Origin of the sequence: Candidatus Lernaella stagnicola (assembly GCA_030765525.1) — a bacterium.
Classification (GTDB): Bacteria; Lernaellota; Lernaellaia; order Lernaellales; family Lernaellaceae; genus Lernaella; species Lernaella stagnicola.
In genome coordinates this window covers 491993-516329 of record JAVCCK010000010.1, presented here as the reverse complement: position 1 = coordinate 516329, position 24337 = coordinate 491993, and the positions used below count along the sequence as shown (strand labels likewise).

The 24337-nt window shown below is 60.5% G+C and carries 15 protein-coding genes; 5 read left to right on the top strand and 10 right to left on the bottom strand.

Annotation, left to right across the window (positions count from 1 at the left end):
• Position 1: 1 nt before the first annotated feature.
• Together P9L99_06515 and P9L99_06510 are read right to left on the bottom strand one after the other, a co-directional pair.
• The gene (locus P9L99_06515) at positions 2 to 2983 is read right to left on the bottom strand and encodes a glycosyltransferase family 39 protein (GenBank protein MDP8222994.1); all 2982 of its coding nucleotides are present in this window, start codon (positions 2981 to 2983) and stop codon (positions 2 to 4) included.
• The gene (locus tag P9L99_06510) at positions 2984 to 4123 is read right to left on the bottom strand and encodes a cysteine desulfurase family protein (protein MDP8222993.1); all 1140 of its coding nucleotides are present in this window, start codon (positions 4121 to 4123) and stop codon (positions 2984 to 2986) included.
• 162 nt (positions 4124 to 4285) lie between these two features.
• On the opposite strand from P9L99_06510, the gene P9L99_06505 reads away from it, so the two are divergent.
• Together P9L99_06505 and P9L99_06500 are read left to right on the top strand one after the other, a co-directional pair.
• The gene (locus P9L99_06505; GenBank protein ID MDP8222992.1) at positions 4286 to 5872 is read left to right on the top strand and encodes a glycosyltransferase family 39 protein; all 1587 of its coding nucleotides are present in this window, start codon (positions 4286 to 4288) and stop codon (positions 5870 to 5872) included.
• Positions 5873 to 6931 (top strand): lipocalin family protein, encoded by a 1059-nt coding sequence (locus P9L99_06500; GenBank protein MDP8222991.1) that lies wholly within the window; start codon positions 5873 to 5875, stop codon positions 6929 to 6931.
• On the opposite strand, the gene P9L99_06495 is transcribed toward P9L99_06500, so the two are convergent.
• From P9L99_06495 to P9L99_06470, 6 genes are all read right to left on the bottom strand, one after another.
• Positions 6932 to 8701, bottom strand: a complete 1770-nt coding sequence (locus P9L99_06495) for a sulfatase (protein ID MDP8222990.1) — start codon at positions 8699 to 8701, stop codon at positions 6932 to 6934.
• A 61-nt stretch (positions 8702 to 8762) separates the two neighbouring features.
• Positions 8763 to 10526 carry a glycosyltransferase family 39 protein gene (locus tag P9L99_06490; GenBank protein ID MDP8222989.1) on the bottom strand — a complete coding sequence of 588 codons (1764 nt, stop codon included), beginning with the start codon at positions 10524 to 10526 and terminating at the stop codon, positions 8763 to 8765.
• Between the two features lie 10 nt (positions 10527 to 10536).
• The gene (locus P9L99_06485) at positions 10537 to 12318 is read right to left on the bottom strand and encodes a sulfatase (protein MDP8222988.1); all 1782 of its coding nucleotides are present in this window, start codon (positions 12316 to 12318) and stop codon (positions 10537 to 10539) included.
• A gap of 98 nt (positions 12319 to 12416) precedes the next feature.
• The gene (locus tag P9L99_06480; GenBank protein ID MDP8222987.1) at positions 12417 to 15032 is read right to left on the bottom strand and encodes a hypothetical protein; all 2616 of its coding nucleotides are present in this window, start codon (positions 15030 to 15032) and stop codon (positions 12417 to 12419) included.
• Between the two features lie 209 nt (positions 15033 to 15241).
• Positions 15242 to 17089, bottom strand: coding sequence for a hypothetical protein (locus P9L99_06475; protein ID MDP8222986.1), 1848 nt, complete (start codon positions 17087 to 17089; stop codon positions 15242 to 15244).
• Positions 17090 to 17459: 370 nt separating this feature from the next.
• The gene (locus P9L99_06470; protein MDP8222985.1) at positions 17460 to 17954 is read right to left on the bottom strand and encodes a hypothetical protein; all 495 of its coding nucleotides are present in this window, start codon (positions 17952 to 17954) and stop codon (positions 17460 to 17462) included.
• 228 nt (positions 17955 to 18182) lie between these two features.
• Here P9L99_06470 and P9L99_06465 point away from each other — a divergent pair, with 228 nt between their 5' ends.
• From P9L99_06465 to P9L99_06455, 3 genes are read left to right on the top strand one after another with little or no spacing between them, the layout of a single operon-like run.
• Positions 18183 to 20306, top strand: a complete 2124-nt coding sequence (locus P9L99_06465) for a glycoside hydrolase family 2 TIM barrel-domain containing protein (GenBank protein MDP8222984.1) — start codon at positions 18183 to 18185, stop codon at positions 20304 to 20306.
• 3 nt (positions 20307 to 20309) lie between these two features.
• Positions 20310 to 21224: an SGNH/GDSL hydrolase family protein gene (locus P9L99_06460; GenBank protein ID MDP8222983.1), complete on the top strand. Its 915-nt coding sequence runs from the start codon at positions 20310 to 20312 to the stop codon at positions 21222 to 21224.
• Positions 21225 to 21243: 19 nt separating this feature from the next.
• Positions 21244 to 21777, top strand: a complete 534-nt coding sequence (locus tag P9L99_06455; protein ID MDP8222982.1) for a hypothetical protein — start codon at positions 21244 to 21246, stop codon at positions 21775 to 21777.
• Positions 21778 to 21804: 27 nt separating this feature from the next.
• Here P9L99_06455 and P9L99_06450 read toward each other — a convergent pair whose 3' ends face one another.
• The gene (locus tag P9L99_06450; GenBank protein MDP8222981.1) at positions 21805 to 22341 is read right to left on the bottom strand and encodes a hypothetical protein; all 537 of its coding nucleotides are present in this window, start codon (positions 22339 to 22341) and stop codon (positions 21805 to 21807) included.
• Complete coding sequence (gene gspL / locus P9L99_06445; GenBank protein MDP8222980.1) at positions 22338 to 24071, bottom strand: type II secretion system protein GspL; 1734 nt, start codon at positions 24069 to 24071, stop codon at positions 22338 to 22340. The genes P9L99_06450 and gspL overlap by 4 nt, the downstream gene beginning before the upstream one ends.
• Between the last annotated feature and the right edge of the window lie 266 nt (positions 24072 to 24337).

The following is a 24337-nucleotide window of genomic DNA, read 5'->3' as shown; positions in this document are numbered from 1 at the left end:
CCTACTGTTGATCCCAATCGGCGAGGGTTTCGCGTAACCACGCCAGGGCGGTGGCGTCGGTCAGGTAATCGCCGGTTTCCTCGAAAAAGCGTTTGGCGGCGGCGCGGTTTCCCGCGGCCATTTCGTGTTTACCCTGCTCGATTAACAACAGACCGCGGGCGTTACCGTCGACCGAATCCTGCAGATCGACGAGCATAGCGCGCGCACGCGGTATTTCGCCCGCTTCACGCATTTGCGCGGCGATGCGGGCTGCGTCCCTCACCAGGGAGTTGGGGTCGCCGATGCTGCGCGCAGCGATGTTGATGTACTTGGCGGCTTCGAAGTACATGGCGCGGCTCGCGTAGATGACGGCCAGCAAGCGCGCCGAATCGGCGAATACCGGGCTATCGGACGGCAGCGCGCGCAGGTTCTTTTCCAGAAGCGGCAGCGCTACTTCAGCGTTACCTAATTGCCAGCGGATATCGGCTTCCTCGTAATCGACGCCGGGCCGTTGCGCCGGCCGCAGGTTTGGACGCATCGCCGCCACCGCCGCCAACGCCTTCTGCCATTGCTTTTGCATCTTGAACCGGTGCACCCGCAGCGAGCTCAACATGTATTGGTTTTGCTGGTTGCCGCGTTGCCCCGCCGCCAACTGAGTCGCGTAGCGCTCAAACCATGCGCCGGGTACGTGGTTGGCCGCCTCGAGTCGCGCGATCTCGCGAAGGCCGGCCAGTTGCATGCCGAAGTCGTCGCTTTCCTTGAAAAACGAGTCCCACAATCCCTGCGACGGTTTGCCGCTTTGCGCGGTGACCGCCGCCCGCCGTATGCGCACTTCGTGGTCCTGCGGATAGAGCGCGAGCAAATACTCCGTGATACGGATCGCCGCGTCGGTGTGTCCCGCCACGGCGAGTTCGTCGATCATCCGCCGCAACGCCCCAACTTCGAAGGAGGCCAGGAACTGGATCTCGGCCGTCGGGTCGACCTGCTTTCCCGCGGCGGCGAATTGTTCGCGGGTCAAGTTGCTATAGCGCTCGAAGAAACGGGCTTTGGCTTCGTCGACAACGGCCAATTCCCTCATCGAACGGTACGCACGCACGCGAGCGGCAAAATCGGTTTCGCGGCTCAGGGCCATCTCCCAGGCGCGGTGTGCTCGATCGACCATGCCCGCCCGCAAGAATGCCTGAGTCGCCTGCACGGCTTGTTCCGAACTGTCGACCTCGCGCTGCGCCCAGTGAAAATACACCTGGCCGACTTTCGCGCTTTGCCCTTTGGCGCGCGCTTCGGCGGCGAGCGCGGCGAGATCTTCGGTTTTCAAACCTTGCAGGAATTTATCGACTTCGTCCGCCGGGAGATCGTCGGCGGCGCCGAGAAACGAAGCGTAGTCCAAGGACGGCGGGCTGGTGTGCCGCACCGCAATGAGCCCGAACAGCGGCGCCTGCCACAGCGCCGGCGCGTAATCGATGGCGCCCGATTCGTACCACCAAAGGCTTTGGGTTCGTGATGCGCGCCGCAGATCGAGCAGCCAAGAGGCAAAACGGCGACGCGAGGCGGTGTCGAATGATTCCTCGCTGCTTTGGTAGAAGAGTTCGGCGCTCGGGCGCGGCGGCGGACCTTCGCGGAACTCGCTCAACTTTTTACCGTGTACGGCGGCAAAAAGCCGCGCGGTAGACAACCCGTGAAGATTTCGCTCCAGCACCGGGTCGAGCACCTTGGCGGTCGCGGGGCGAAGCTTATAAATCGTCAGTTCGATCGTCTCCTCGGGCGCGGAGTGCACGAGATACGCCAACGCTTCATGGCCCACCGGGGCCTGCGCGACGATGGTCCGACGGTCGGCGAATCCGGCCACGAAATTCTCGGGTTCGTTTTCAGCGAAAAACACGGCGGACTTGGTCAGCACGCCCAGAACCAAAAGCAAGCCCACAAGAACCAGGCTCAGCTTCGGCCGGCGCGGCGGCTCGAGCTCTTCCAACGGCAGACGCCGCACCAGGGGTACGATGGCCAGCAGCGGCAAGAGCACGTAGGCGGGCGTGAAACCGATGAGCGAAAATCCGCGAAGGTGGAAGAAGACAGCCACCAGAAAATACCAAAGGACCAAACCGGCGCCGACCGCGCGGGCTTTCAAGGGCAACAGGAGGCGCGGTAAGAGCAGCGACAAGCCGCCGAGTACCACGTACAACACGGCAAAGGGCGTGCTCCAGAATTCCTTGGAATACGTTTCGAACGTCAGACCGGCCCCTACCGACGCCGCATCCTTCGAGAGCAGTTGCATGAACCCTTCGTCGGGTGAGAAATAGCCCGCGAAGTCTCGGAAGAAGACAAGCGACAGCGCCGAGACGCCCGCGAGAACGATCACGCTGTTTCGCAAGTGAGTTCGGCGATTGAGGGGTGTCTTCTCGCCGGTCAAGCGCGGCAGAAAAAACAGCAGTACGTAAATCGGTACCGAGTTGAGGTGGGCCAAGGGGTGCGTCAGGTTCGCCAGCAGAATCGTCGCGCCCAAGGCGATGTAGTCGGCCGCGCGGCCGCCGGAGGCGCGGATACGCATGAGAAACCAGAAGCTCCAGGGCAGCAGCGCGGTGGCGAAATGCTGCAGGAAGAACTTGCGGCTGTGATTATCGACGATGGGCACCACGGCAATCAAAAAGGCGATCAGCAAGCCCGTATCGGTGTCGGAAAGTTCGCGGGCGAGCAGATACATGCCCAAAATGAGCAAGAGGTAGAACAACAACGGTACGGCCAAAAACACCGCCGAATGGTCCGGCAGGATTGTGTACGAGAGCGACAGCATCCAATTGACCAGCGGATATTTTTCCGCGCCGCTTACCGCGACCTGAAGATGATGCACAAGCCCGGCGTCGAAATCGCGCGCGAACATTCCGAGGTAATAGTCGTCGTGATCCACGATCAAACGAGCGTCCGACATAAAGTAGACAACGTGAAACACCACCAACGCCGCCAGCAGTCCGGCCAACACATACCGATGAATTGGTCGTTTTGCCTCGTCCATCTATCGCCTCATTTCCTTGACTTTGGCGACGATTAATTTCGCCGCGCGATCCACGTCCTCTGCCGTCGTATATCGCCCGATGGACAACCGTACTGTGCCCTTCGCGAATTCCAGCGGTAAATCGATTGCTTCGAGCACCGTCGATAGCGATACCGCGTCCGCGTGGCAGGCGGCACCGGTGCTTGCGGCGATCTCCGGCAACCCGTTGAGCAGGGCGTCGCCCTGTATACCGCGGAAGCTGATGCTCAACGTGTTGGGCAGGTGGTGTTCCAAATCGCCGTTTACGCGTACCTGATCCGCCGGTAAGGACGAGACAAGTTCGTCCTGCAGACGATCCCGCAAAGCGGCCCATTGCGGCGCGAGTTTTTTCTGCTCGCGTATCGCCAATTCCGCCGCCCGGCCCAGGCCGACCAGATACGGCGTGTTTTCCGTGCCCGGCCGCCGTCCCTCTTCCTGCGCCGCGCCGAACAACACCGGAGCCAGCGGCGTGCCGCGCTTGACGAACAGCGCACCCACGCCCTTGGGCGCGTAGAACTTGTGCCCGGCGACCGAGAGCAAATCGACGCCCAAATCCCACACGCGCGCCGGGATTTTCCCGACCGATTGCGCCGCATCGGTATGGACCAGCACGCCCTTGGCGTGAGCGCGGGCGGCGATGTCGGCCACGGGCATGATCGTACCCAACTCGTTATTGGCGTGCATGACCGACACCAGCACCGTGTCCGGACGCAGCGCGGCCTCGACCGCCTCGGGGTCCACCTGCCCGCGCTCGTCGACCGGCACGTAACTTACGTCCCACCCCTCGCTCTCCAGATGCGCCATCACTTGCGTGACGGCCGGATGCTCGACGGTCGTCGTAACCAAATGCCGGCCCTTGTCGCGCAACGCCACGGCCGCGCCGCGGATCGCCAGGTTGTTCGCCTCGGTGCCGCCGCTGGTGAAGACGATCTCCTCGGGCGAAGCCCCCAGCAGCAGCGCCATCTGGTTGCGGGCTTTGGCGATGCCGGCCTGCGCCGCGCGTCCGTAGGAGTGCGTAGAGGATGGGTTTCCGAAGTGGTTTTCCAGATAGGGTTGCATCGCTTCGCGCACTTCGGGCGCAATGGGCGTCGTGGCGTTGTAGTCCAAGTAGATGCCGTCCAAGCGAATCCCCCACCTTTGTCGGTATTAAACTTGTAATACAATCGCGCGGTTATTGCCAGGATCGATCGTCCGACGGCGGACGCGGCGGCGATTCGTTGACAGAAATCGACCGGCTACGTAAGCTGGCCGACGACTTCCTCTTAGCAACAAACGGATGCAATCGTGTCGGAACATAGCACCGCAGCGCCCCTAAAAGATTCCGGTTTGAACGCTTATCGCGCGGCGTTGGCGTTAGCCGCCTTGCTGACGCAGGGCGCGATTTTGTGGGGCGATTTCTACCTGGACGATTATTTCTATCTGCATCTGGCCCGCGCCGGCGCGCCGGTTTGGGCGTTTTTCACCCAGGATTTGTGGTTCGGTTTGTACTACCGACCGGCGTTCTACTTCTTCTTCAAGCCTTTGTATGGGCTGTTCGGCGCGCATGCCGTGGGCTATCTCGCGGTGAATTTAGCGCTCGTAGCCGCCACGACATGCTTGCTGTTCGAACTTGGGCGGCGTTGGTTCGGCTCGATTCCCGTGGCGTTTTGGACGGCGGCGCTGTTTGCCGTTTCTCCCGCGACGACCATGGGGGCGCATTTTGTGTTCAACACGCCCGACGTGCTTGGCGCCTTCTTTCTGGTTGTCTCGCTGATCGCGTTTTGGCGGTGGATGGACGGCCGCCGCCGATTGTGGCTGACCGCCTCGCTGCTCGCGGCGCTCGCGGCCATGTTGTGCAAGGAAAATCAAATCGTCGTGGCGCTGCTGGTATTTCCTCTTGCTTTCTCTTTCCATCGGCAACGCGGCGAAAGCCGCCGACGCGCCGCCGGTCTTACGCTGCTGACCGCTTGGCCTTGGGTGCTGGCGGCGTCCTTGTATTTCGTGTGGCGTTGGTTGTTTTTGGGCGGCTTCGGCGGATACGACCCGCTGCCCGGCGCGCCGCCGCTCGACGTTATTTTGCCGGTGATCCCCAAACTCATTGCCGACTACTTCCCCGTGTTGCCATGGTTGCTGCCGCCGTTGGCGGTGGGGATCCTCGCGCTGCTCATCTGGGGTCGCCGCACGGGCGCACCACGCCTGGCGCTGATGGGCTTGGCGCTTTTCGTTTTGGCGATGGCGCCGATGGCCGTAAACCTGAAGAACCCGGTTATGGCGCTATGGTTTCCGCTACGCTTTTTCTATCTCGGCGGATTCGGCGCCGGGTTGTTGCTGGCCGCGGCGGCGGGTTTGGCGGGTCGTCCAGGGCGTGTCGCACGGTTGTTGCTTGCCGGATTGGCGATTCTGCTTGCCGTTAACAGCGCCGTGTTGGGCTGGAATTTCTCGCGTTGGCAAACGCGGCGGGCTGAGTCGTTGCAACAAACCGCCGACAATATCGCGCGCGACCACGGGGATGCCGAGCCGGGCACCGTGCTCTATTATTGCGCCCGGCCGCACGATCACGCCTTGGACACCGCGGTCAAATTCTACCGCCCAGAACTCACCGATCGCCTGCTAGTGCTGCACTGCAACGACCGCACGGAGTTCGTCGCCAGCGGCGGCTTGATGCGGCGGTTGGCCGTCGAGCCGTTTTACGATCCGATGCTGAAGCGCAATCCGATCCGCTACGGCGACTTGACCTACGGCATCGTTCTTACGACCCTGCGTCAAGTGAACCTCGACGCGCGCCGGAACGAACGCGTGCGTGTCGTGGTACCGCCGGAAGAAATCGACCCGCTAACCGACCGCTTCTTCCCCTTCGGAGCGGGACGGCGCTACAAACCGCCGGGGTATTAGATGCGAAAAGGCCTGCCCTACGTGTTGCTCGCGATCATGCTGGTCATGGCGGCATGCGAAAAGAAGAGCCCGCCATCTTACACGCCGCCCGATGCAAGCGCCGACCGCCGCGCTTACGAGCAACTCATGCCACCCGTCGACGCGCCGGAAGTGAACCCCGAGAACATACCGGTGAAAAACCTCGCCGCCTTCAATTTTGCGGGCATCCATTTTCGCAATGTCTTGGGCTGGTGGTATTTCAACGCCCATACCCTCGACACCGAGGGGCGACGGTGGTCGTTCATGTTCGCGATCCTGTCCGACAACCAGTTCTACGGCATGCTGTACTCGCCGGACGACGACGTTTTCATTCCGTACTACAAAGAAACCGACACCGAGGTGGACCGGAAAGCCCTGTCGGCGTCATCCAAGGGCGTGGCAACGATTCGGCAACTCGAGCGCGGTCGGCTGGATTATGAGTTCGAACTCGAGGGCGAACCCGCGCAGATGAAACTGCGCCTTACGGCGATCCAGCCACCGATTGCCGTGAGCGGCGACGGCACGATCTCGATGGGCGAAACCGGGCGCAGCGAGTATTACCTGATCCCGGCCATGCGCGTGGACGGCTCGGTGGCCGTCGGCGACAAGCGCCGGGTCCTACATGGCCTGGGATGGATGGACCACCAATGGGGGCTGTGGAATTACGGCAAACTGCGCAGTTGGCACTGGTTTTCGATTCACCTGACCGACGGAACCAAGGCCATGGTTTTCGCCTTCGTGCGCAAGGACAACACGATGCATGTCGATTGCGACGCCGTGCTGCCCGACGGCACGCACCGGCCCAGCCTGAGCTGCACCGCGCAGACGCTGAGCGAGTGGAAAAGCGAGGCCACCGGCCGCCGCCGGGCGACCGTTTGGCGGATCGATATTTCCGAGTTGGACGCGTCGCTGACCGTCACCGCCGACCGCGAGAACATGGAAGTGAACGAAACCATCTACGAAGGTGGAGCGTTCGTCAGCGGCACGCGAGGCGGAAAAAAGATTGAAGGCCGGGCGTTCTACGAAGAGTCGCAGATTTAATCACATCCCCAGATAGCCGAGGGTGCGCAGGTCGCGTTCCTCGTCGTTGGTCAAATCGACCGGCACGCCCGAACGCCCGCCGTTGGGTCGTTCGAGATCCAGCACGCGGTAGCTGCGCGCCTGTATGAAAGCCCCATCGGGCCGGGTGACGGCCTGCCACGCACCCGCCTCGGTGGGTAGCCCTTTCGAGGCGCCGTCCCACTCCGTTTTCTCCTCGCCCCACAATACGGCCGGACGTTGAGCGCCCGAGAAGAACACTTCCGCCCGCGCCTGCACGCCTTCGGGCATGACGAACACGATGCCCATGGGGTGCTCGCCGGGTTTCAGGCGCAACTCGATCGTGCCGGGAGACCGTCGCAAATGCGGCCAAACGTCGAAGAAGCCGCCCGGCTTGACCTGCACCGCACGCCGCCACGGCCGCACATACACCGGCGGACGATCCTCGGGAAACGAAAAACGCAGCTTCACCGGCCCCACGTCCGGCCCGAAACGATGCACGAACTCGTGGCAGGTGCCGCGGCCGTACCAGCCGCTTTGTTCGGCCCGGCCCAGCATGTCGCGCACGCGCTCGGGGTGCTTCTCCCACAGGTTTTCTTCTTCCGAACCTTTGATATCGATCAGCATCGGCGCCAGGCGGGTGTCCATGATGTGGTAGGTGGGCGGCAGAATCAGCTTGTAACGCTCGCCCACGATGCCGATTTGTTGATACCGAATGCTGTCGGTTTCGACGCCCAGCCACGTGGGAGGCGCACCGCCGGCCAAAAGCGGAAAGAGACTCGGCAGGTCGGTGTCGAAGGCGGGCGCGCCCATCGATTCGAGAATAGTCGGCGTCAGTTGGATGTTGCTGACCAAGTGCGGCACGGCCGTGTTGCCCGCCGCGGCGCCGGGGAAACGAATCAAGAGCGGCACGCGGATTTCCGGTTCGCGCAGCGTCAGGCCGTGGGTAACGCCCTCTCCCTTGCCGAGTAGTTCGCCGTGATCCGACGTGACGATCAGCAGGGTTTCCTCCAGCAATCCGCGGTGCTTCAGGTATTCGAACAACCGGCCCAATTCGCGGTCGACCAGCGCAATATCGGCATCGTACAAGGCGGTGATGCAATCGAAGGCGTCCCAGTTTTCCTGGTAGGCGGCGGCGACGGCCTCGTGCACGGTGACGGGGCCGCGGCATTCCGGATCGCTGGTAAAACGTCCTACGGGCGCGCCCCCTTGGCCGAAGGGGTTATGTACGTCGAAGTAATGCAAGAACAGGAAGAAGGGTTCGTCGCCCTGCGTTTCCAGCCATGCCACAGCCTTGTCGGTGATGACCGGCGCGGCGCGATTTTGCTCGAACTCGAAGTAGTCGAAGCCACGCTCGAATCCATAGCGCGGGGATACGTAAATATGGCTTGTCAGCGCCGCCGTTCTCACGCCGCGCGCTTGCAGGACCTGGGAAACCAGGGGCACCGATTCGCGAATGGCGTCGTGTAGCTGAATGCCGCCGTGCCAGGATGACATGCGGCCGGTGAGCATGCCCGCGTGCCCGGGCAGGGTCCAGTTTGAACTGCTATAGGCCCGGTCGAAACGAATGGCCTCTTTCGCCAGCTTGTCGAGGTTGGGTGAGGTCGGTTTGGAATACCCGTACGTGCCCAGGTGGTCGGCGCGCAGCATGTCGATGCTGATCAGCACGGCGTTTCGCGCCGGGGGCAGTTTGGTGGGCCGGTATCGTTTCGCGTCGCAGGCGAAGCAAAACACGAGGCTCAACATGACCAAAGTGGCGAAGATACGGCGCAACTCGTCTCCTTTTCCTTCCGGCTTTTTTACACCGCTTATCAACCGCGCAAAAGGGCGGTGGTCACTTCGAGATATCGCGCGGCACGGCCGCTTCGAGCAGGCTTTGCCGACCGGTGTATTCGTCGAGTGGCAGCAAGGCGATTTTGCCGTCGATAAATTGCAGGTAATACAGCGCTCGATCCGGGAAATGCTTTTCAGCGAAAGCGCGGTTGACCGGCGTGCCGCCGGTGCGCGCGAAAAGCACGTCGTCGGAAAAGTCGGGCCGCGGCGCCGGCAGCGAATTGACCGGTGAGACGGCGTACCCGGTCGGCCAGGGCCGTGCCCGGGCGAAGACGATGGCGTGGTGAATATCGCGCGCGGCGACCAAGCGCTGCAATTCCGTGGCGCCTTGCGAGGCGCGGTGCAGGGCTTGCAGTTGCACCGGCCAGAAGGTCGCGCCGGCCACCAACAAGATGGTCGCGGCGGCAAGCGCCGGCACTTTGGCGGAGTCGAGCCATCGGATCAGCCCGGCGGCAACGAAGGGCAGCAACACGGCTCCGGCGGTGTGGTAGAGCTGCGGGCCAGTGTCGGCGAGGCTGGGCCAAAAATAAAAGAACAACATGACAAAACTGAGTACGACGCCGGCGAACACGGCCACCGCTTCGCTCTGCTTGCGATGGGCTGCGAAGCCGACGGCGGCCAGAATCGTTGCGCCGGGCAGGCCGAGCAGGAACACATCAAGGTGAACCCAGTTACGCAGCGTGTACAACAAGCCCTTGGCGGGCGTGTGATTGGCCAGCGGCGCAAGGCCGAAACCAAAGGGCGAGGTGATGCGAAGTTTCTGCACGCCCCACCAGTACGCTTGGTAATTTGTCCAGAAGGCGTCGCCCCACAGATACCGCTGCAGCAACAAGAGTGGGCCGATTGCCAGCAGCGAGCCGAGCAATCCGCCGGCCAGAATCGGCAGCCGCCGCCTGCCGCGAATCAAGCGAATTGCCAGCAGTACGAGGGGGCCGAAGGCGAATACGGCGGGTTCCATTTGCCGGCACCAAAACGCGCCGCCTAATGCCAGCGCCGCAACCAAGGTGTCGCCAAAGCGCCCATGCTCGGCCGCGCGCAAAGTAAACAGAATACCCAGCAGCACCAGCGGCGTGGCGGAGTTCTGCGACAAGAGCGTCGCGCCGGTGCACAGCAAAAAGGGTGAAACCGCGGCCAGGAAAGCGGTTAACAACGCGGCGCGGCGGTCGAAGAGTCGGTCGGCCAGCAAAAACAACAGCAGGACCATCAGCGCTGTTTCCGCTGCGCCTACCACACCCGGCCGACCCAGAAGCTCGCCAAGGGCCAAAAGCGCAGGGTGGCCGAAGCTGTACTGCCCAAACCAGCGCCCCTTCCAAACGCCGAGGAAAATGTGCTTGAAGCGTTCGGCATCCGGCGGCGGATCGGCGGTCAGTCGGCCCATGGTGATCGTCTGCGCCTGGAAGCGGTAGATCATTTCGTCGTCAAAGAGGGGCGCGCCGCCCAACGCTCCGGCCCGTATCAGCAGGACGGCCGCAGCCGCAAATACAGCCAACGCCGCGACCCACCGCCAGGCGTGTTTTTCTCCCGCGATCGTCTTCCCACGGCCGGGCCAAAACGCGATGGCGGCGCCGGCGCCGAGGCTCGCCGCGATCAGCGCCGCGTACCACAGCCAATGCCCCAAGGAAATGACGGCCCGCCAGACGGAATGCTCCGGCGCTTCGTAGACGCGCGCCGCGGCGAAGGGTCCCCACCATCGATCCAGCAGCCAGTATCCGGCAACGCCCAGGACGACTCCGGAGACGGCGATGGCGAGGCGGCGTTTGTTCATAACCTCTCCGCTAGAAATAGCCCAGCGTGCGCAATTTCTGTTTCAGCGGCGCAGGCAATTTTTCTTTTCGGCTGATCTCGAGTTCGGGCGGCGCTTCGGGAAAAGTGAGGATATCTTCGGTGAAGATGCGCACGAGCCCGCCGGCGGCCAATAGAGGCTTATCACGGGTCGGCGTGCCGGCTATCGTGAGCGTTTCGCGTTTGCCGTCGCCGGTTTCAGTTCGCCAGTCGACGGTCAGGGTCAGCGGGGCGTCGGCTTGGGCAAGCACGGCGGCAAACCCGTTGGCCACAATGTGGTCGGCCGCGCTGAAACTGATGACCCGGCTCGCGCGGTGGATTTGATAATCGGCTTGGCGCAATGCTTGATCGATCGGCAGGTCTTCGGGGATTTCGTCGAACCGTGTGAAGCCGAGATACTTGAAGGCGTGGGTGAAACGTCCCTCGGTTTGCAACCTGCCGCGCACGGCTCTCTCGCTGCCGGCGCCGCCCCACATGATCCGCCACGCCTGGCGAGTCGCGTAGCGCCCCTGCTCGATCATCCGCGCCCGCACGCGCGCGGCCTCTTGGGGCCGCTCATCCAGCAAGTTATGTTTTTCACCCGGGTCGCCGGCGAGGTCATAAAACTCCGCCGACATATGTTGCTGGAACACGTGGGCATCGGGCGCATAAAGGTATTTCGCCGGACCGGACAACAGAGTCATGCGGTCGGGCCCGACATCGTTGGTCTCGGCGATGACGTCGCGGTCGGGCTGGGTTTTTCCGCGCAGGTGCGGCAGGAGCGTTTGGGCGGTCATCGTCGCCTTGGGCTTAATGTCGAACAAGTCCAACAACGTGGGCATGATGTCGTAGAGCGCGACGCGCCCTTTGACACGGGACCCCGCTTGCAGCAGCCCCGGGGGCCCGCCGGCCAGGATCAGCGGGACGTGTAGTTGTTCCTGATACAGGGTGATGGCGTGCAGCACGCTGCCGTGGTCGAGGAATTCCTCGCCGTGGTCGGAGAGGAACACGACCAGCGTTTGGTCCCACAACGCTTTCTCTTTCAGGTACGCGAACAGCCGCCCGAGTTGTTCGTCGGCGTAGTGGATTTCGTCATCGTAACGACGGATGAGGCAGGCCAGCAACTGGTCCCGGCCCGTCGCATCGCGGTCAAACAACTTGCCCAAGGAGGCCATATTGCCCGGTTCGCGGCGGCAATCACCCTCGTATTGGCGCACGTATTTGTCGGGCGGCGCATAGGGGTGATGGGGATCAAACAGGTGCAGGAACAAGAAGAACGGTTTCTCGTTACGCCCCTCAAGCCAGGTGAGCGCGGCGTCCACCGGGCCTTTGGCGCGCGGTGTTTGTTCGTACCAAAATGAATCGAAGCCGCGATCAAAGCCGAGGTAGTCGCCAACGAACAGGTGGGTTACGAAGCCCCCGGTTTGAAAGCCGGCGTCCTGCAGGTACTCCGCGAGCACCGGTACTTCCTTTTTGATCGGCTGATTGAGTTGCGCCGCGCCATGGGCCGAACTGAGCAAGCCCGTAAACAACGAGGCATGCGACGGCGTCGTCCATGACGATTGCGCCATGGCGTTTTCGAACAACATGCCCTCGGCGGCGAGCGCATCGATGTGCGGGCTGGTCGCGCGTTGGTAGCCATAACAGCTCAAGTGGTCGGCGCGGACAGTGTCGAGGGAGACGAATACCACGTTGCGCAACTCCGGCGGCTTGTTCGGCGTACACCCCCCCGTGACGGTCAGGGCCGCCAGAATGGCCAGGATGATTGCCGCGCGTCGCCCTATGTCTCGCAACACCGCTGCCTCCGCGTGCTTCCAAATTCAGTGGGCGATTGTATCGTAGAAAAAGGCCGGGTCAATTTGACCCGGCCTGTTTGTTGTTTGCCAGAGCGTCGCTAACAGCCGCACCCGCTGTCGTCATCGTCGTCGTCGTCACCGATTGCGATCGTGTCGTCATCACCGGTGTCGTCATCGCCGGCATCGTCGTCGCTGGCGTCGTCGTCGTCGTCCGCGCCGGTGTCGTCGTCGGTCGTATCGTCGTCGGTCGTGTCGTCGTCGGTCGTATCGTCGTCGCCGCCCGTGTCGTCATCGGTTGTGTCGTCATCGGTCGTGTCGTCATCGGTCGTGTCATTGTCGTCATTATCGTCGTTGTTGTCGTCGTCGTCGTCGTCACCGCCACTGCAATCGAAGGGGATGGTGTTCTCGTACCAGGTGAAGTCCTCGGTTTCGCCCGTGCCGGGGAAGACGTACAGCTCGGTCCAAGTGGCGCCGTCGTCGCAGGTATAGCTGACGTGCAGCGTCGCGTTGCCCGACCAGTACACACTGCCCGCATTCCAGAAACTGACTTCGAAGGGACCGTCGGCGGCTGCGCCCAGAGCGGGCGTCACGAGCCATTCATCCTGCGGTGTCGTGGACTGCCACTCGATTTCAGCCTCGTACGTTCCGGTATGGGGCACCAAGCCCGAGCCACCGACGCCGTCGGTGACCTGCCAGGTGTAACCGGCTACGTTGATGATTTGTGACCAGTCGCCCGGCACAGCCCCGCCTTCGAAGCTTTCATCGATGACGGTCGCCTTGTTGCTGTCGGTGATGGTCACATCATCGAACAAGTGGAACGCACCATCGTTGCCCGCGTACTGGAAGCCGACTTTGACCACATCGCCCGGGGCGGTGTCGTTGTCGTCGTTGTCATCATTATCGTCGTTGTCATCATTGTCGTCGTTGTCATCATTATCGTCGTTGTCATCATTGTCGTCGTTGTCATCATTGTCGTCGTTGTCATCATTGTCGTCGTTGTCATCGTTATCGTCGTTGTCATCGTTATCGTCGTTGTCGTCATCGTCGTCGTCATCGTCGTCGCCGGCGTCACCGATACCGTAGCCATAGACGGTGTCGAATGTTTGCTGCGCCATCGCCAACAGTACCGGCGGGCCGCCGACTTCAGCCGGCCACGTGCTCGCCAAGCCTAAGCCGCCGGCGAGAGCCGTGCCGTCGCCCGGTACCGGGATGAACACGCCGGTGTAAGCACCGGTTGTGGGGTTAAATTGCTGAATCGCATTGTTGGTTTGCTCGTAGACCCACAGGAAGGGTCCGCCTTCGGATTCGGCATCCCAAGCCATACCGTAGGCGCTGTAGGCGTTGGTGTACTGGTTGATGATCGCACCGGCGCGGTCGAACTCGTAAATGTCGGACGAGAAATTCGCCGTCCAGAAGTGATCCGTCGCGGGGTCGTACGCCAGCGCGCGGTTCGGGCTTTGCGGACCCGTAAAGGAGCCGCAGGACGTGCCATCGGTGTCGAAACAATCAACGTTAGAGCCTTCCGACGCGTACAAGTGAGCACCGTCGTAGGCCATGTCCCGCCAACCCCAGGAGGCGGAGCCCGGTTGCGTCCACGAGTTGATCACCGCCCCGGCCAGATCCAGTTCCCATACGGTGTGCGGCGCGGTGGCGCTGTCCCCGGTACCGGTGAGGTACAAGTAGGGAGGAACGTATTCTACGCCGAGAACGCGAATGTCGCCGGTCGCGGCCGTGACATCGAGTTCAAAGATGAGGCAATCGACGGTGGTTGTAATGTCGTGGGTTTTGGAGTCGCCGCCCTTTTCGACGGTGACGGTGACGCCGTCCGAACCGCCGCAGAAAGCGGTCGGATCGATCGTTACGTCCACATCGAAGGTGCCGGTGGCGCCATCAGCGACATCGACGGTCGCCGGGGCGGAGGTCGCCCACGCATTGCCGCTTAGGCTGATGTTGAAGGTTCCTTTGGAACCGGTATGGTTATCGACCGTCAGGGTGTAAGTCTCGACGGCACCAGGTTGGCCCGCACCGGATGTCGCCCCCGTGACGAAGAAGTAGGAAGTCGGGTGTGCGAAGCGAACCGCGCCGCCCGCCGTGCCGGCCCCGGGGCCGCATTCATACAGCAGGTTGTTGGTTGCGGTGCCTCCATGGATACCGATGGCCATGTTGGTGCTGCTGGTATCCAGCAAGGTGTCGTTCATGTAGATCACGACGTCTTTGGTCGCTTCTTCGTACACGAGTTGGAAGGTCGTGGTGTCCGCCGCGTCGCCGTAGCGTGGCACTTCGTCGTACTGCACGATGAACTTGCGGTTAGGCGAAGTTCCCACGGTTTCGTAGTAGATCGAACCGCCCGCCGACGGGTTCAGATCGGCCCAAGCGCCCCATTCCGGCGACGTGTATGTCGCCCAACTGGAGCAGGTGACGCCGACGTAATAACCTTCGAATCCCGGCACGATATGGCCGTTTGAAGTTACGCTGACGTCCGTATAATTGACACCATAGAAAAGGATATCGAAGCCGAGTGCGAGATATTCGTAATCATCGTCGCCCAGGGTCAATGGTGTCCCCGTTCCGGAGATGTCATTCCACACGTAGGTTTCGGTATCGTCCCACGTATATCCGTAGGCATCCGGTCCGCCGGTTGCCGCGTGTGCCGTCACCGCACCGGCGGTAAAAAACACACATATCATGAAAACCAGAAAGACTTTCGCTCTCATCGTTTCCCCCCGTTTGGTTGGTTTTCCGACTGCTTGCCTGTTGTGTAATGCCGCGTTGTGACTGGAAATATACCTTGCCTGGGGTTCAAAAAAAAGGGGGTGATGGGTCCCGCGAATATCGACTCTTGCCCCGTGTCGCATAGGAGAATTGAGATGAAAAAAGAGGGCCCGAAGGCCCTCTTTGATGGACAAATAACTAGGCGGACTACTTAGCAGCCACACCCACTATCGTCATCGTCGTCGTCGTCGCCGCCAACGGCTGTGTCGTCGTCGGTTGCATCGTCGTCGGTCGCGTCGTCGTCGTCGTCGCCCGTAGTGTCGTCGTCACCGGTGGTGTCGTCGTCACCCGTGGTGTCATCGTCGGTCGTGTCGTTGTCGTCGTTGTCATCGTCGTCGTCGTCATCGTCGCCGATTGGGTCGTCGCCGATGCCGTAGCCGAAGACCATATCCGGGGTCATCTGCATCAGAGCGAGCAGCACCGGAGCGCCGCCGACCTTGCCGAAGCTTTCGGCCAGGGCGAGGCCGCCGGCCGCATCGCCGGTCACCGGAATCAACACGCCGGTGTAGTCACCGACCGTCGGATCGAACTGACGAATGTAGTTGTTGTCTTGCTCAAAGACCCACAGGAACGGGCCGCCCGCCGACTCGGCATCCCAGGCCATGCCGTACGCGGAGTAAGCATTGGTGTACTGGTTGATGATGGCGCCGGTCCGATCAAATTCATAGATGTCGGACGTGAAGTTCGCCGTCCAGAAGTGATCGGTATCCGGGTCGTACGCCAGCGCGCGGTTCGGGGTTTGCGGTCCGGTGAAGGAACCACAGAGCGTACCGTCGGTTTCGAAGCACTGGACGGTGGCGTTGGCCGAACCATACAGATAGTCGCCGTCCCAAGCCAAGTCGCGCCAACCCCAAGTGTCACTCACGCCGTCTTGCGTGAAGCTGTTGATCAGGGTGCCGTCAAGAGCCAGCTCGTAAACCGTATGCGGCGGATTCGCGCTCGTACCGGCGGCCGTGACGAACAAGTGGTTCCCGACATATTCAACGCCGAGGCACAAGTTGTTGCCGGAGGCGGTTTCGACATCCAGCTCAAAGACCAAGCAGTCGACCGAAGTCGTCAGCTCTTTCTCTTGCGAAATGGTGCCTTTGTCCACGGTGACGGTCACGGCGTCCGAAGCACCACAGAAAGCGGTGGTTGCAACGGTCACTTCCACGTCGAAGGTGCCGGTGGCGCCGTCAGCGATATCGACCGTCGCCGGAGCGGTTGTGGTCCAGGTGTTGCCGGTCAACGCGACGTTGAACGTACCCTTGGAGCCAGTCTGGTTTTCAATGGACATGGTGTAGGTCACGACGTCGTCGGGGTTACCGGCGGCTTCGGTCGGACCGGTGAACAGGAAGTACTCATCCGGATGCGCGAAGCGGTACGCGGTGCTCGCCGTACCGGCGCCGACGGCGCATTCGTTCAACAGGTTGAAGTCAGTGGTGCCGCCGTGAATGCCGATGGCCACGCTGGTTGTGCTGGTGCCGGCCAGCGTATCGTTCATATAGATCACGACGTCTTTGGTGGCTTCTTCCATCACGATTTGGAAGGTCGTAGTGTCAGTATCGTCGCCGTAGCGCGGTACGCCATCGTACTGCACGACGAATTTCCGGTTGGGGGAAGAGCCGATCGTTTCGTAGTAAACCGCGCCGGTCGAGGACGGATTCAAGTCAGCCCAGGCGCCGAACACCGGGGAGACGTAATCAGCCCAAATCGAGCAGTCTACGCCGACGTAGTAGCCTTCGAGGCCCGGCACGATGTGCCCGTTCGAAGTGATGCTGACTTCGTCATAGACATTGCCATAGAACAGAAAATCAAAGCCTGGGGCCAGATATTCATAGTCGTCGTCACCCAGGGCCAGCAACGTGCCGGTACCCGAAATGTCATTCCACACGTAGGTTTCGGTATCGTCCCACGTATACCCGTAGGCGTCCGGTCCGCCGGTCGCGGCAGTCGCCAGGCTTGCGCCGGCCACTAACAACGCGATGGTGAACACGGCAAAAAAAGCGCTCTTTCTCATTGTGTCAATCTCCTTGTCTATCGTTTCGTTAACCTAGCCAATAACATTGTCATCGGATTCACGCCGCCATTTAGTATCAACGAGCAGTTCCTACATGGCGGGGTTTTTCATTCCCTTGTTTGATAGCATTCCTCCCTTCTCCGGCGCTATGGATTTAGCCATTCCCTCAATACATTTTCCGGGACATAGAGCCGGAAAAAAACTTCATTTTCGAGTCACCACTCGAAGAACAAAACTGGAAATAACACACTTCCCGCGGAATTGTAAACCCTCATTCCCCGCGAAAAGGGGTTTTCAACGAGGCCTGTGTTTCCTCGTAAACGTCTATAATTACTTACAAATAACCCGTCATTGGACGATTTGTGTCGAATTATGGCGTTGGTGTGACTGTCTTCTTGCCGGGGTCGGGGGTCTCTGCGTCATTTTCCTTGTCGGGCGGCGAGTCGTTGCCTTGCATACTGTCCTTATAGGTTTTGCCGTCCCAAATATAAACGTAGCGCTGTCCCAACAACCACGTGGCGATGTCGTGGTATCCTCCGGTGGTCGTTTTGAGCAAGCGGATGCGGCCGGGGATGGTGGCGATGTGCAACCACTTTTCGCCGTCTTGTTTGAAAAACTCGACATTGCAGAAGCCAATATCTTCGCAGGACCGGCGGTAATTCGTGACGTGAAGTTCGAATTTGCCGTCGTCGTTGAGATCGAGCAACTTGTATTCGTAGTCGCCGCACACGGAAGGTTCACGCTGGTCGCCGAAAAAGTCGAATACTTCCTGCGGCAACACGCGCGTGCACTTCCCGGCCCAGGCGACGGCCGGAACCAGCCCGAACGCCGCACAGAGCACAAGAATAACCAAATAATTCCGCATATTTGCGCGCCCACCCATCCACTGAAGCCGTTGCTGTACGAAACCCCATACCAACTCGGAACCACTTAAGCATATCACAACGAAGATATTGCACAAGTATCGCGTGACGTGAAATGCGGTTATTATGTAGTGTGCGATTCACGCCAGCGGCGATGAGATGTTGACAGGCCTGGATACGCCGATTAATCTCCGCGAACGGAAAGATTCATCCCGGCGTAAGGAAAAATCATGATCGTCCAAAAGCTCCATGGTAGTTGGGAACTCGCCCCTGTCAGCCGCAGCCAAACGCCCCCTGAGTCAGTGTCGAATTGGCTGCAAATGGACGTGCCGTCTCACTGGCAAATGCATCCGGAATTACGAAACCACGCCGGTTTCACGTTGTACCGCAAACGGTTCTCTTATAAGGCCAAAAAAGGAGCCCGCAGCCACCTGGTGCTACCCGGGATTTTCTATTATTCCAGCGTCTTTTTGAACGGTCGGCGGCTCGGCGACCACGAAGGATATTTTACGCCCCAGCGATACGACATCACCGACGTGTTGGCCAAAGACAACGAGCTGGTCATCGAGGTCCATTGCCCCGATGAAAAGGAACGCAACAACAAACGCATGATTACCGGCGTTTTTTCTCACTGGGACTGCCTGGACCCGACGACCAATCCGGGAGGTATCTGGCTCGCCCCGGAAATTCACACCTCCGGCGGCGCTCACATCGACCTCTGCTTGTTCCAAACCGACGACCTGGACGGCGAGGATGCCCACACCACGACCCGCCTGGAAATCGTGGCGCAGGAAAAGGCGGCGGTGAAAATCCACGTCGAGCTGATCCCGATTGATTTTGAAGGAAAAAGCTACGCCTTCGTGCATGAAATCGAACTTGACGAAGGCCACAATACCCTCGCCTACTCCCATATTCTGGAAGAACCGTCCCTGTGGTGGACCCACGACCGCGGCCGACCGAATCTGTATTCCCTGAAGGTGACGATCAAGCAAGGCCGCAAAGTCAGCGACGTGTACGAAGCCGAGGTCGGTATTCGCACCGTACATTGGGATAACTGGATTTTTTCGCTGAACGGCCAACGTCTTTACCTTAAAGGCAACAACCAACCCCCGACCGACACGCGCCTGGCCACGGTCACGTACGAAGACTGTGAACGCGACATTCGGCTGGCCAAACAGGCCAATCTGAACATCCTGCGCGTCCACGCCCACGTGGACCATCCGGATTTCTACCGCGCCGCTGACCGCGAGGGGTTGCTGCTATGGCAGGACTTCCCGCTGCAATGGAGTTACCGCCGCGAGATCCTGCCGATCGCCCAGCGCATGATCGCCGATATGGGACGCGGGCTGTTCAACCACCCGTCTATCGCCATTTGGTGCTGCCACAACGAGCCGATTTACCTTGTTGAGACCGACGACGAGACCCCCTCCGAGATTTTCAAAACCGTGTTCACGTTGGGGATATGGGGATGGAATCGCGACGTGCTCGATCCCGCGCTCAAAGATGCCCTGGCGGCGGTGGATCCCACCCGTTTCGTCAACGAACACAGCGGCAAGGTCTGGTTGCCGTGGCAAAAGGGCACCGACACCCACTTCTATTTCGGCTGGTACCGGGTGCAGGGCAGATCGATGTGGGCGTTCGACCGCCTGATCAAGAGGCTGCCGAAAAACCTCGTGTTCAACACCGAATTCGGCGCGCAGAGTCTGCCGAACTTGGAAAGCTGCAAGAAATTCATGGCCGCGCAGATCGAAAACGTCGACTGGGCGGAGCTAGAGTATCGACACAGCCTGCAAAAGGCGTTGCTGGATCATTGGGTCGGTCTCAAACAGCCCGACCTGGCCACGTTGATCGAGAAAAGCCAGAACTATCAAAGTGAAATGACCCGGCACTATATCGACCGCTTTCGGCGGGTGAAATACGCGCCCAACGGCGGCGTGATGCCCTTTATGTTCACGGACCCGAACCCGGCGATTCAGTGGTCGGTGCTCGACTACTGGCGCAAGCCCAAAAAGAGCTATTTCGCGTTGCAGAAGGCGATGCGACCGGTCTACGCGTTTGTGGCGATGGATCGCCCGATTCGCAAAACGCACGGCAAGCCGCTGCAAATCGAGGCCTACGTCGTGAACGATACGCTGGAAGATTTGGGCGCGCTGGGGCTGACGTTGACTGTCACCGACGCGAGCGGCTCGCACGTCGCCGAGCATCATTTTTCCGCCAACGTGGGCCCCGACAGCCCGGCGATCCACCTGGCCACGATCGACGAATCGCCGGAATCCCCCGGCACCTACACCGTGACCATCAGCATCGACGGCGACGAGGAGTCGGTTAACATCTATACTTTTCAAGTGGAGTGACCCGTGCCTCGACGGCTCCGACGTCTGGCGATCGCCGCGTTGATAACCGTGCTGGTGATCGCCGCGCTCGCGACCGCTTTGTTGGCGGCGGTCTCCTTCCGCTTCCCGCAAGCCGCGGGGATGGTGACTCTGGGGCTTTTTCAGGGCCTGCCCGAGGGACTTCGCGATTGGCCGCCGACGTGGAAACTGGCCCGGGGATGGATGAGCATGCTGCGTCGTGATGATCCGCCGCCGGATTTACGTTCTTTCCAAGCTCGCGGTGCGCGGGTGGATTACCTGGTCGTCGCGTTGGGCGATTCGACGACGGCCGGCGTGATGATTCCACCCGATACCGCTTGGCCCCATTTGTTCGAACAAGCCCTGCGCCCTCGAATCGAAGGCGAAGTGCGCGTTGTTAATGCCGGCAATCCGGGCGAAATCGCCCCAGATGGGCGCCGAAGGCTGGCGCGCGATGTTTTGTCTCTGAAACCGCAATTGGTCATCATCGGCTACTTGATTAACGATGGGCGCATTTTTCATGTCGACGCGCAAAACCGACCGCGGGTGATGGTCGATGAGGCTGATTTTCTCGCCGCCCTCACCGAGATGTTTGCCGCGTTGCAGGAGGCTGACGTGCCGACGATGGTGTTCACGTGCCACCCGATTCACGCGGGCATTTTCGGCTTTCACGCAAAAATCTGGCCGGAGTTGCAGGCTGAGGAATTCGCCCGTCGTTTGGACGGCCTCCGGCGCGCCGCGGAGCGATTCGGCGTGGTCGTTGTCGACACGTACCCCGCCGTGGCTGCGTATCCGCACGGGGCGACGTTATATTTAGCCGATGGCATGCACATGGGCGTCGCGGGGCACCGTTTGATGTCCGAATTGATTTATGCAAAGTGGAACGAAACCATTCGGCCGGGCGAAGGGCTCGGTCGATAAGCCGATCGGAGGCCTGTTGATGCGTCGGACTGTCTCGTTGTTGCTCGTTGTTTGCTGGTTGGTCGCGCCGGTCGCGCCTCGCGTTCTGGCGGCTGACTCTCCGGATACCGACGCCCACGTCGGCGTGACCCAAATGGCGAAGCGACAGGGCCCGATCATGTGGCACTACCCAGAAGGTGTCCGGAACCAGATGGAAAACGATTTGGAGATGCTGCGCCTGTACAACCAGGCGGCCGCAGCGAAAAAGCGCCGCAAGACGCTGGGGCTGGCGTTGTTCATTCCGGGCGCCGTTCTTTTCGGCGGTGGTTTGGCGGCGGGCATTTTTCAAGGGGCCATCGGTCTGTACAACGATGAGACCGGCGATTACATCATGGCGGGCGGCCTGGTGATCGGCGCGGGGTTGATCGCCCCGGGCGTGTATTTCACAGGTTGGCCCAGCGGCGCGGAAAAACGGTACAAGAAATACTTGCAGGAGAAATACGGCGTCGAGCCGATTCTTTATATCACGCCGCGGAACAAAGGGGTTTACGCCCAATTCGGTTTTCAGTTTTAGCGGGCGTTCGAGGTGGCGCTGAAAGAGTTACTCTTCCTCGCGCTCCTTGAAGGTCGAGACCTCGACAGTCACGTTAAGCAAGCTGTTGTCGTCAAAGCGGCTTTCGACGTGCAGTTTTCGAACCCGTAGCAATTGGGTGGAATGTTCGATCTCGTACAAGAGACGGCCCAACTCTTCCAAGTTGATTTTCTGCAACCGTATCTCGACCGCTTCTTCTTTGTAGAAATCGTTTTTCGGTCTCTGCTTCGAGACCATCGAGTCGATGCCCTGGGTGATGCCCACTTTGTCGGCGATGGCCGACAATTCCGAAAGCAGCGACATACTCTCATTGCGGGCGATCTTCTTTTCGATGAGCGTCACGTCGCTTTTGATCTGCTCGAAATTCTGATAGAGCCGCACCATCTCGCGCAGCTCGCTTTCCTTCGTGTCGATTGTTGAATCCAGGCCGCCGACGCCGAACTTGGGCAGTACAACGATCCACACGAACAACAACACCGCCACGCCCGCGCCGCCGAAAAGCGCGATCTTACGTTGCCGATCATCCAGGTTCAGGTTGAAACTCATGGCGTCACCACCGGCGTGGTCATGGCGGGCTTTTTCGTTTTGCTTTTCCCGCCCTTTTTCTGTACGAGCCCGATGTGGAACTTGAATTTCACTTTTTCCGACACCGTGCTGCTGGTTTCTTTCTTCACGCTTTTGAATCCGCTGAACTTCTTCAGCGATTCCTCGATGCGGTCCACATCGGGAAAGGACGGCACCTCTCCCTCAATCTTGATCGCCTCGGGCGTCAAGTCGAATTTCTTGATATCGACCGTCACGCCGGGCGGAATGTGCTCGCTCATGGCTTTGAGGATGTCGATGGCGCGCAAATTATCTTCGCCCAGGAATCCGACGGTTTTGTGCTTGGCCACGGTCTTGCTGATCTGTCCCTTGAACTGCTCGAGCGGTCGCACCGGCGGCACGCTGCCCGGGAACGCTTTGAGGTACAGCGCAACGACTTGCTGCTGCAACGCTTCGTGTTGCCGCTTTTTCTGTAAGTGGCCTGCGACAACGTTGTAGAGCAACAACACCAGCACGATACCGGCAACGATCGCGATGCTGCGAATCGACGACTGCAGCGCGAGTTGCTGTCGTTGATACACGAATGGGCCATGCCGCAGGTTGAGCTTGATGTCGCGCAACTCGCCGAGGCCGCGACTGACCAGCGCCAAGGGGGCCGCGTAACGCCCCTGGTCGGCCGGGTCTTTCGCGTCGATCGAAACCGGCAAATCGCTCGCCAACGCGTTGAGCCGGTCGACTTCCACCGTGAGTTGCTCGCCGAGAAAGTGAGGCAAACCCAAGAGTAGCGATCCGCGACCGGTTAGATATATACGGGTGACTTCAACGCCGGTTTCGGTGCGCACGCCCTGTAGGGTCTGTCGCAACCGGCTGATTAAGGACCCCGTCGCCCGGCGCAAGACATCGTTCCCGCTGCCGCCGGCAGTGAGGTCGGCTTTTTCGATTTTCGTTTTTTCCGCTTCGCTCAGGTCTTTCTTCATCGCCCGCGCCAACTCGTGATCGAATCGTTGCGAGCCGATGGGAATCGACCGCAAATCCACAAGTTCGCCTTCGTTGAGAATGGCCACGTCGGTGTGCGTGGCGCCCAAATCCACGAGCGCGATCGCCCCCATTTCGTCCGGCAACGCCAACTTGGCGGCGGTGAAGAGGGTGTAGGGGCTCACGTCGATGACTTTCGGATCAATCCCCGCCGCGGCGATGTGGCCGACATACCGCGCCAACTCCGTGTTGGGCGTCAGCACAACCAGCACGCGGAAACCGCCCTGCGGGTCCTTATCCAGAACCTCGAAGGATACGTGCATTTCGTCCAAGTCGAAGGGGACGTGGTTTTCCAATTCGAAGGGCAGAACCTGCTCTAGGCGCCGCCGGTTGGAAAAGGGCAGCGTCATGATCCGCGTCGTCACCGCGGTGCCCGGCATGGTTACGTGGACTTCGTTGAACTCCAGCCGATGTTTCTTGAGCATGTCGCCGACGGCGTACACCCACGGTGGCGGCGGTTCACTCGGCGCGTCGGTTTCTCCGTCGCGTACGGAATTTTCGCCTTCACTTTCGTCGTCCGTGGCGGGCTCGGTCTCGGGTTCAAGTTCGGTGGGTAACAGGCGATGTTGAACTTCTTCAGCAGACGGAACGCGCTCCACGTACGCGCCCAAGACGGTCGTGGCGCGCCACGTTACTTCGGCCAGCACGGCTTTGATTTCCGTGTGCCCAATGTCGATTCCCAGAATGCGGTGTGCCATACAGACCCTAACCTTCAGTTTTTACGGCAACCTTTTCGACCCGGGGCCTCGCCCGCGGGTTCAAAGAATACACTCCGACCGCAAAAATGTCGCTTCTGTCTACCAGAAGGTCGGAAACCGAGCAAGCCGGGCGGTGTTTCCGGCCGGCATCCCGGCCCGCGTTCGTCTTTCATCGTCAAGAAAGGGTGTGGTGGTATCGCCGGTATTATCGCGTGAAGCGCCGCTCGCGGCGGAGAGTCAAACCGTTTGGACCGGCGATGTGTGTG

What these genes read in the sequence shown, in the direction of transcription:
- P9L99_06500 (MDP8222991.1), top strand. Translation starts at nt 5,873, where the DNA reads ATGCGAAAAGGCCTGCCCTACGTGTTGCTCGCGATCATGCTGGTCATG.
- gspL (MDP8222980.1), bottom strand. Translation starts at nt 24,071, where the DNA reads ATGGCACACCGCATTCTGGGAATCGACATTGGGCACACGGAAATCAAA.
- P9L99_06475 (MDP8222986.1), bottom strand. Translation starts at nt 17,089, where the DNA reads ATGAGAAAGAGCGCTTTTTTTGCCGTGTTCACCATCGCGTTGTTAGTG.
- P9L99_06515 (MDP8222994.1), bottom strand. Translation starts at nt 2,983, where the DNA reads ATGGACGAGGCAAAACGACCAATTCATCGGTATGTGTTGGCCGGACTG.
- P9L99_06480 (MDP8222987.1), bottom strand. Translation starts at nt 15,032, where the DNA reads ATGAGAGCGAAAGTCTTTCTGGTTTTCATGATATGTGTGTTTTTTACC.
- P9L99_06455 (MDP8222982.1), top strand. Translation starts at nt 21,244, where the DNA reads ATGCGTCGGACTGTCTCGTTGTTGCTCGTTGTTTGCTGGTTGGTCGCG.
- P9L99_06465 (MDP8222984.1), top strand. Translation starts at nt 18,183, where the DNA reads ATGATCGTCCAAAAGCTCCATGGTAGTTGGGAACTCGCCCCTGTCAGC.
- P9L99_06490 (MDP8222989.1), bottom strand. Translation starts at nt 10,526, where the DNA reads ATGAACAAACGCCGCCTCGCCATCGCCGTCTCCGGAGTCGTCCTGGGC.
- P9L99_06450 (MDP8222981.1), bottom strand. Translation starts at nt 22,341, where the DNA reads ATGAGTTTCAACCTGAACCTGGATGATCGGCAACGTAAGATCGCGCTT.
- P9L99_06470 (MDP8222985.1), bottom strand. Translation starts at nt 17,954, where the DNA reads ATGCGGAATTATTTGGTTATTCTTGTGCTCTGTGCGGCGTTCGGGCTG.